This window comes from Algoriphagus persicinus, from assembly GCF_035156415.1.
Lineage (GTDB): Bacteria > Bacteroidota > Bacteroidia > Cytophagales > Cyclobacteriaceae > Algoriphagus > Algoriphagus persicinus.
In genome coordinates, this window is sequence record NZ_JAYEEY010000056.1 from 1 (window position 1) to 7,184 (window position 7,184).

At 39.3% G+C, this 7,184-nt stretch carries 7 protein-coding genes; 2 read left to right on the forward strand and 5 right to left on the reverse strand.

The genetic code is table 11. The features are described 5' to 3' along the window. Positions 1 to 457: 457 nt before the first annotated feature. On the reverse strand, positions 458 to 733 hold the full coding sequence (locus U3A58_RS21410; RefSeq protein ID WP_323826439.1) for a hypothetical protein: 276 nt from the start codon (positions 731 to 733) through the stop codon (positions 458 to 460). A gap of 58 nt (positions 734 to 791) precedes the next feature. Next, positions 792 to 1,058 carry a hypothetical protein gene (locus U3A58_RS21415; RefSeq protein WP_323826440.1) on the reverse strand — a complete coding sequence of 89 codons (267 nt, stop codon included), beginning with the start codon at positions 1,056 to 1,058 and terminating at the stop codon, positions 792 to 794. 544 nt (positions 1,059 to 1,602) lie between these two features. Here U3A58_RS21415 and U3A58_RS21420 point away from each other — a divergent pair. Further along, positions 1,603 to 3,186: an arylsulfatase gene (locus U3A58_RS21420; RefSeq protein ID WP_323826441.1), complete on the forward strand. Its 1,584-nt coding sequence runs from the start codon at positions 1,603 to 1,605 to the stop codon at positions 3,184 to 3,186. Positions 3,187 to 3,296: 110 nt separating this feature from the next. On the opposite strand, the gene U3A58_RS21425 is transcribed toward U3A58_RS21420, so the two are convergent. Further along, positions 3,297 to 3,851: a hypothetical protein gene (locus U3A58_RS21425; RefSeq protein WP_323826442.1), complete on the reverse strand. Its 555-nt coding sequence runs from the start codon at positions 3,849 to 3,851 to the stop codon at positions 3,297 to 3,299. 701 nt (positions 3,852 to 4,552) lie between these two features. Here U3A58_RS21425 and U3A58_RS21430 point away from each other — a divergent pair. Then, positions 4,553 to 5,920: a hypothetical protein gene (locus U3A58_RS21430; RefSeq protein ID WP_323826443.1), complete on the forward strand. Its 1,368-nt coding sequence runs from the start codon at positions 4,553 to 4,555 to the stop codon at positions 5,918 to 5,920. A 274-nt stretch (positions 5,921 to 6,194) separates the two neighbouring features. On the opposite strand, the gene U3A58_RS21435 is transcribed toward U3A58_RS21430, so the two are convergent. Beyond that, positions 6,195 to 6,617 carry a hypothetical protein gene (locus U3A58_RS21435; protein WP_323826444.1) on the reverse strand — a complete coding sequence of 141 codons (423 nt, stop codon included), beginning with the start codon at positions 6,615 to 6,617 and terminating at the stop codon, positions 6,195 to 6,197. Between the two features lie 8 nt (positions 6,618 to 6,625). Then, a partial coding sequence (locus U3A58_RS21440; RefSeq protein ID WP_323826445.1) for a hypothetical protein occupies positions 6,626 to 7,184 on the reverse strand: 559 nt, incomplete at its 5' end.

A 7,184-nucleotide genomic window follows, 5' to 3' on the forward strand; every position in this document is an offset into this window, starting at 1 on the left:
CATAAGAACCTCACCGGTTCTCCCGATAAGCTTCGCTATCGGGACAGGCAGTGCAACAGCGGTTTCATCGTTCGTGCTACGCACGCGACGAAAACCTAGTTGTTAGTTTTTAATTTATTTTTTTCATAATTATTGGGATTTAGTGATTTATTGAAAAACCAATCTGGGCATTGTGGTAAGAACTTCCAAATCATCAAGGAGTATTGTAGAATTTAACACACGGCCAGGAAGGCCAATTGCTATGCTATCTTCAATCCTGAGGTCTAAGATCATTGTATATAATGAAAACACTTAATAAAAAACCTACCCTTTTGAGGTAGGTGATTCTTTCTGTCACTGAAAAGTAAACACCAGAGAATCTCCTTGTATTACAATTTCTGTACTTCCATTAATACCTGTTTGAAGTCGGCCTCCCTAATCTTGAATTAATAAAAGGAAATGTGCTGGCTCGTGAAAGTTAGACTTTCAATTCTTTGTCCAGGACAAAAACTTTAACGGTTTCGCGCTTGACGCCATCAAATGCCATCGCTTCCGCGGTAGCAGGGGAATTAAATATTTCCATGTATTTGTTCAGGTCTGACGTCTCACCGCAAATAGCAACTTCATTGGTTGCCGTTGTGGTAAATTCCAACTTAGTGATGCTCATTGCCTGAAATAAGTCTACATGAGATCGAAAACCTGCCTCCCATTTAGCAGAATCTTCAACTTGGCCGGTGATTAATACTTTTGTCATGGTGGTTTGTTGTTTGGTGAATTATTAAGTTACTAAAAACGGTTGGCTTTCGCTAGCATTAGCGAATCCATTTGAGGAGTCGCTGGTGCTTTTCATTAACAATGACACCATTTATTTCACCATTCTGATCGTTCTCCCATGGCGATCTGTATCCATTTCCGAACCCTATCAGTCTTCCCAAAAACATAACCAGCCTGAAACTCTTTAGCAACATTCCCAAAATCCTGTCCTTTCTCCGGGGAATCAACTTTTCAAATTCTTTTTGTAAATCTGTTCGACGGATCGGCGTGTAAACGCCATGAGGGTGAAAGAATTCAAATAACATCCTTAAGATAGCTAATTAGAGTAAGATTTAAGCTGGCTATGTTAGTGAAATCTGACCTGGTTGGACTGGTTATTTGAATTATGGGTGGAACCCGTAAGCGTTTCAAATCAACTTTTTCCCGACCGGCATTGAGTTTACACGTTGTTGATTTGTCGCCACCTTCCGTCTCGTTGGTTTTATAAAACTTTATTCTAACCCTTAAAACAAAAAACTGGCAAGGATTTATTCCCTGCCAGTTTCTCGATAATGCAACCGCTTAATCGACTTCGCTCAGCACAAGTCGCGGTAATTTTTAAATAGTTAATGCCGAAAGCTTTCGGGATAGGTGGTGTGAGATGCGCACCTCGTCGGAGAAATCTGGCGAGGCCGTCTACTCGACTGTGCTCAGTTGCTATGAACATGTAATTTGTTTAAATTCGGTTGATTAAACTATTTTGATATTTTCAGTCCAAGGACTATACATATGAACAGATTATTACCGTGCATTACTTTTGTTATAACTCTACTCGCTTGTAGTCCATCAAAGGACAAACGGCCCAATATTTTGTTGGTTGTTGCCGATGATTTGGCATTTACAGATTTAGGTTCGTTTGGTGGCGAAATCGAAACACCTAATTTAGATGCACTGGCAGCAGCAGGAGTAAGACTCACTCAGTTTTATGTCGCTCCGACTTGTTCTCCAACTCGTTCTATGTTGCTGTCTGGAACCGATAATCATCTTGCTGGTCTTGGAAATATGGCTGAAGAACTTCGGGAGAATCAGCAAGCAAATCCGGGGTACGAAGGATTCTTGAATTATAGAGTAGCGGCACTCCCTGAATTACTTCAAGATGCCGGATACCACACTTATATGGCTGGTAAATGGCATTTGGGTATGACGACAGAAACCAGCCCTGGAGCCAGAGGGTTTGAACACTACTTCAGTTTACTTCAGGGTTGCGCGGGTCATCTGAATCAGATGCCTTGTGTAGGGCCTGGTCTAGCTGTATATGAAGAAGATGGGGAACGTGTTAATTTAACTGAGGACTTTTATTCCACACGTATGTATAGCGAAAGAATGATTGATTACTTGGAGAATCGTCCTGATGATGGAAAGCCTTTTTTTGCTTATCTGACTTATACAGCACCACATTGGCCCCTACAAGCCCCCGAAGAGTCTATAGCAAAGTATCTTGGTAAGTATGATTCTGGTTATGATATTTTACAAATATCTCGATTTGAAAAGATGAAGAAACTCGGATTAACTGCTCCTGGCATGAAACTAGTAGAACGAATTCCTACCGAAACAGCTTGGAATTCTTTGAATGAGGAAGATAAAAGAATTGAAGCTCGAAGAATGGAAATTTATGCTGCTATGGTTGACGATTTGGATCGCTATCTTGGTGCGGTTCTAGAGTCCCTCAAACGAAGTGGCGACTTTGAAAATACACTTATCGTCTTCATGTCTGACAATGGGCCTGAAGGTGCACATTTGGATATAGGGTGGGATGCTCTTGGTGAATGGGTCGATCAATGCTGTGACAACAGTTTGGAAAACATGGGGGCGGCTAACTCATATCTATGGCATGGTCCTAATTGGTCTAGAGGGGGTGTGCCTCCTTTTCGCATGTTCAAGGGCTTTACCACTGAAGGAGGCATCCGAGCTCCGGCAATTGTACATTATCCTAAAGTCATACCTGGTGGATCGATTGAAAGTTCAATGGTCACGGTTATGGATGTTTTGCCTACCATCTTAGAACTTGCGGAAATAAAACACCCCAATACATATAAGGGAAAGGAAATATTACCGCTCCGAGGTTCGTCGATGTTGTCATTGTTGAAAGGTGATAGTGAGTCCCTACATGGTGAAGATTATTCAATGGGCTGGGAGTTATTTGGCCGTAAGGCAATCCGTAAGGGTGATTGGAAGATTGTATTTGAACCTTCAGGAATTCCCTGGAAACCGAATGATCCAAATGTGATTGTTGACCAGTGGCGGTTATATAATCTTTCATCTGATCCAGGAGAACAAATTGATTTGGCAGCACAAGAACCTGAAATATTGACCGATCTTATTACTCAATGGGAAAGTTATGTAAAGGAAACAGGAGTAATAGTTCCGGACTATGAGGCAGGCTATGCACATTAATTGAGCACAACGTTTCGCTATCCACCATTATAAGTGATATCTCCCATAGGAGCATGCTATCACCTATAATGGTGGATATTTTTCAATTAGCTAAACTTAATCTCTTTTAGTTATATATCCAATCGACTCCTTTCGCAGATTTTAGATTGCGATTGCTTTTCAATTCCCTTTCTATTCCGCTTCCAAAAAAAAATCCAGGAAGAAAATAGCGATTCCTTTGCTGAATTCTCTGGAAAATACAAAGCTGGGAAGGGTTGTTTACGATCATTGGGATATTTAGGTCGGTTGATCACTCGATTTTCTAGTAGGAGCTCGCCCCAGCCATTTTCATTTTTTTCGCTATACCATTGATGCATACCTGATGATTGAATGTCATCAGTAAGAGGTCTTGTACTTCCAAAGTAGAGCCTATCACCTTTAGGGTTGATATGAGGTTTAAAGTCCCATCCTTTATCTGTTGGGAAAAATGTCAATTCTGGGTCAGACCATTTCTCATCGACAAATTTCAAGGTATAAATCTTATTTTTCTCTTTTGGTTTTCTGCGGGTAAAGTATAATTCGTCCATTTCTGAACTGAAAGTGATTGCGAATTCTTTATTCTCAGTTGAAATAATACCTTTTCCAAAAACCAAGGGGGTATCCGTCGGGTTTTGGTCACTAAACACCGTAAGATTTAAATTTTCAATGATCTGACAACCGACATATGAAATCGAGCATGACGCAAGCGACACACACTGGGATGATTATCAACCAAGCGAGATTCTCCCGATGAAAGATCGGGACAGGCTATGTGACAACTGAAAAGCAAATTATAAACACATGAAATCGAGCATGTCGCAGGCGTCACACACTGGGATGATTATGTACCATGCGAGATTCCATATGACCATTGAAAAACAAATTATAATCATATGAAACAAGTAGAAAAATTGAAATAGCTAAGGTTTTTATAAACTCCACGTACTTGAAATAGTGTTGCGTTGTTTACTTTTTTAGTTAAATCGGCAGATTTGGTGGGGTTGATTAGAAACACTACCGCTCGAATACCCACAGAAACCGCTGATGCTTATATTCATTGTTAGCCAAGTAGTTTGTTTATACATTCATATAATTCCAAGTACATACTTGTACCCAAAGTTTGTATGTGCTTCAAATCCTTTTATTAATTTGGTTTCATAAAAAGGGAAGGCCACATGCCTGATTCAAGTAATTAGGTAGCAAAGGATCGGGTATTATTTTCTTTGCTTTTTCGTGTAAAATGTATATTCATTTTCAAACAATGCAGGGAAAATACAGTGTCAAGGTTGATAAATGGCACTTAACTTCGATTTAAATGAAACGACCAACTTGAGTTACCCCTAAAAAAATGAGAAAAATACCACTTTTATTGATTCTGACATTCTTTTCCTTGACTACTCCTTCAATTAGTCAAACACTAGTTGATAATTACAACCTTCCAAATAAACTCAGGGTGTTTATCGATGGTTGTGATCGGAGGGATGGAGGCTGTGATATGGATTTTATCAGAACGGAAATTACAGCGGTTGACTTCTATAGGGATAATCAATCGGCTGATGTCTTTTTGCTAATTAACAATAACAGATCTGGTGGCGGTGGAAGACAATATCAACTTTTGTTTATAGGTCAACAAAACATCCATGCGGGAAGAAGCGACACCCTCTATGTAAATACCAAACAGACGGATACCGACTTTGAAGTGCGGGAGAGACTTACTCGGTTTATCAAATTAGGTTTAGCTCCGTATGTTGCGAAAACCACAGCTGGAGAGGAGATCGAAATCAACATGAAGACTGACTCTGGCAATTTGGTTGATACAGTGCGGGAAAGCGAACATCCTTGGAATTACTGGGTTTTTAATGTGGGTAGTGATGCGAACATTGAATTAGAGGAATTGAGCAAGGAAATTAATTATGGTGGAGAAATCAATATTAATCGTATCACGGATAAGTGGAAAATTTCCCTATCTGGGAGAATAGATGAAAGACTGAGAAGAACGATTCAAAGGGAACCAAGAGTTGATGGCAATGGCAATCCGGTTCTTGATGCTGACGGCAACCAGATCATAGATGAAGTTGAGAATAATTTTGATGTATCAGAATTTGGATTTAGTCACCAGCTGGTGAAGTCTATTTCACCCCAATGGTCTTATGGATATGATATTGCAGGTCGTCAGAACACCCGCTTTAATTATCAGTTTCAGACCAGTTTCAGACCAGCTGTAGAGCACAATTTTTTTCCGGAATCAGTGCAGAATTCAAGATTTCTAAGAGTGAACTATGGGATTGAAGTCAGGAATAATAGATATGTCGAAGAAACGATTTACGGTGTTCTTCAAGAAACCAGGTTCCTCCATAGTTTGAGAGCCAGTCTGGGGTTAAATCAACGTTGGGGTAACCTGGAAGTGGGATATCGTCTGAGAAATTATCTAGATGATTTTAGCTCTTGGTCCACAGGTTTGAATATTAGTGCAGAAGTCCGTGTCACTGGGAATTTTTCTTTCTTTATGAGGATAGAAGGTAACTACGTAAAGGACCAGATTTACCTGGCATCAGGAGATTTCACCGAACAGGATATTTTGAGCGGGAGGGTAAACCTACCTTCAGCATATAACATCGATACCAGATTTGGGCTTAATTATCGGTTTGGTTCTAATCTCAATAACTTCGTGAATCGAAGATTTTTTGGAAGGGCCAATTTTGTTGGGAATGATTAATGTGTCTTTCTAGGGATTATTGGATTAAACAAATTGAAATGTTATACGAATTAAATGGCTTAGGCAAGTGACGGTTTCTTATCCAAACCTGTTTTATCACTGGGGACTGGGATACAAATTAGTCTAACAAAATGGACTATCCGACTGCATAATAAGAGCCGTATGAATTGAGAGATTCACTGCCTGTCCCAATAGCAAAGCGTATCGGGATACGGTTCTGTGAGAGGTTTAGGGGTGGAATTCCCCTTTACCTACTCGACTAGCGGGTCGTTGTTTATTCATTCGTCTGTTTCAATTTCCATTTTTTCAGTCCGCCTATCAAAAATAAAAGTCCAATAAAGACTGCAATTAGTGAATAGGTTATTTCCAAAAACTGGTTTGCTTGTTGTTTTTCCAAGTCAAATATGAGTTCTCCAATTCCACGAAGAAGATAAATTCCTGATATTGTGAAAATCACAGGTTTCAAAAGTGGAAGTGGTCTAAACTTATTGTCAGCCGAAAGTCCATATAAACCAAATATGAAAAATACGATTGCTACAAAAATTGTCAGTAAATATGGTAATGAAGAATGCGTTTGAGCAAGTTCAGTCATTTCTTTTCCAACTCCTGTAACTTCAAACATTTTGTCAGCCCAAAAAAGTCCAACTATATGTCCGATTGCAATTGCTATGTTTATGTATCCGCCAAGTTTTAGCATAAGTCAAATTAATTTGTTCCAAAGTAAATTAGTCCGCCAATAAGCAATAGCAAAATCCATTGCCCTAGTTTCAAATAATTTTTCGGAAACTGTTTTGAAATTGCAATTGTCAAAGCCCAAACTACTGCATAACCTAAAAAGTAAATTGTCAGTATTTGAAGCAATGTTTTTTCGTTGTCAAAGTAGTTGGTAAAATTAATCAGTCCAAGTCCAATTGTAGCAAAAAGCAAATCAAAGGAAACCCAATGCCATCCACATCTCGCCATCGTCCATTTTTCTCTTTTTTGGAAATTTTCGTCATTTCCTTCTGTCGGCTCGTTTACTTTCAGTTCTTTGTCACCGACAAAAGTGTGAAGAATAAAGGCTAAAAGTGTCAAGATGTTTGCTATCAAAATTGCTATGTTCATATTTTCTATTTTTCTCGTTGTCTTTTTACAATGCCCGCTAACGGCAGTTCGTCTAAAAACCTTCATTTGGTTTAAACTGAGGCCTTTTTGTTGGTTATTTCGCTTGATTTTAGGCCGCTCTTTGAAAACTGCCTGAATGCCAGTCAAAATTCTTGGGTTC

What these genes read in the sequence shown, in the direction of transcription:
- U3A58_RS21410 (WP_323826439.1), bottom strand. Translation starts at nt 733, where the DNA reads ATGACAAAAGTATTAATCACCGGCCAAGTTGAAGATTCTGCTAAATGG.
- U3A58_RS21415 (WP_323826440.1), bottom strand. Translation starts at nt 1,058, where the DNA reads ATGTTATTTGAATTCTTTCACCCTCATGGCGTTTACACGCCGATCCGT.
- U3A58_RS21430 (WP_323826443.1), top strand. Translation starts at nt 4,553, where the DNA reads ATGAGAAAAATACCACTTTTATTGATTCTGACATTCTTTTCCTTGACT.
- U3A58_RS21435 (WP_323826444.1), bottom strand. Translation starts at nt 6,617, where the DNA reads ATGCTAAAACTTGGCGGATACATAAACATAGCAATTGCAATCGGACAT.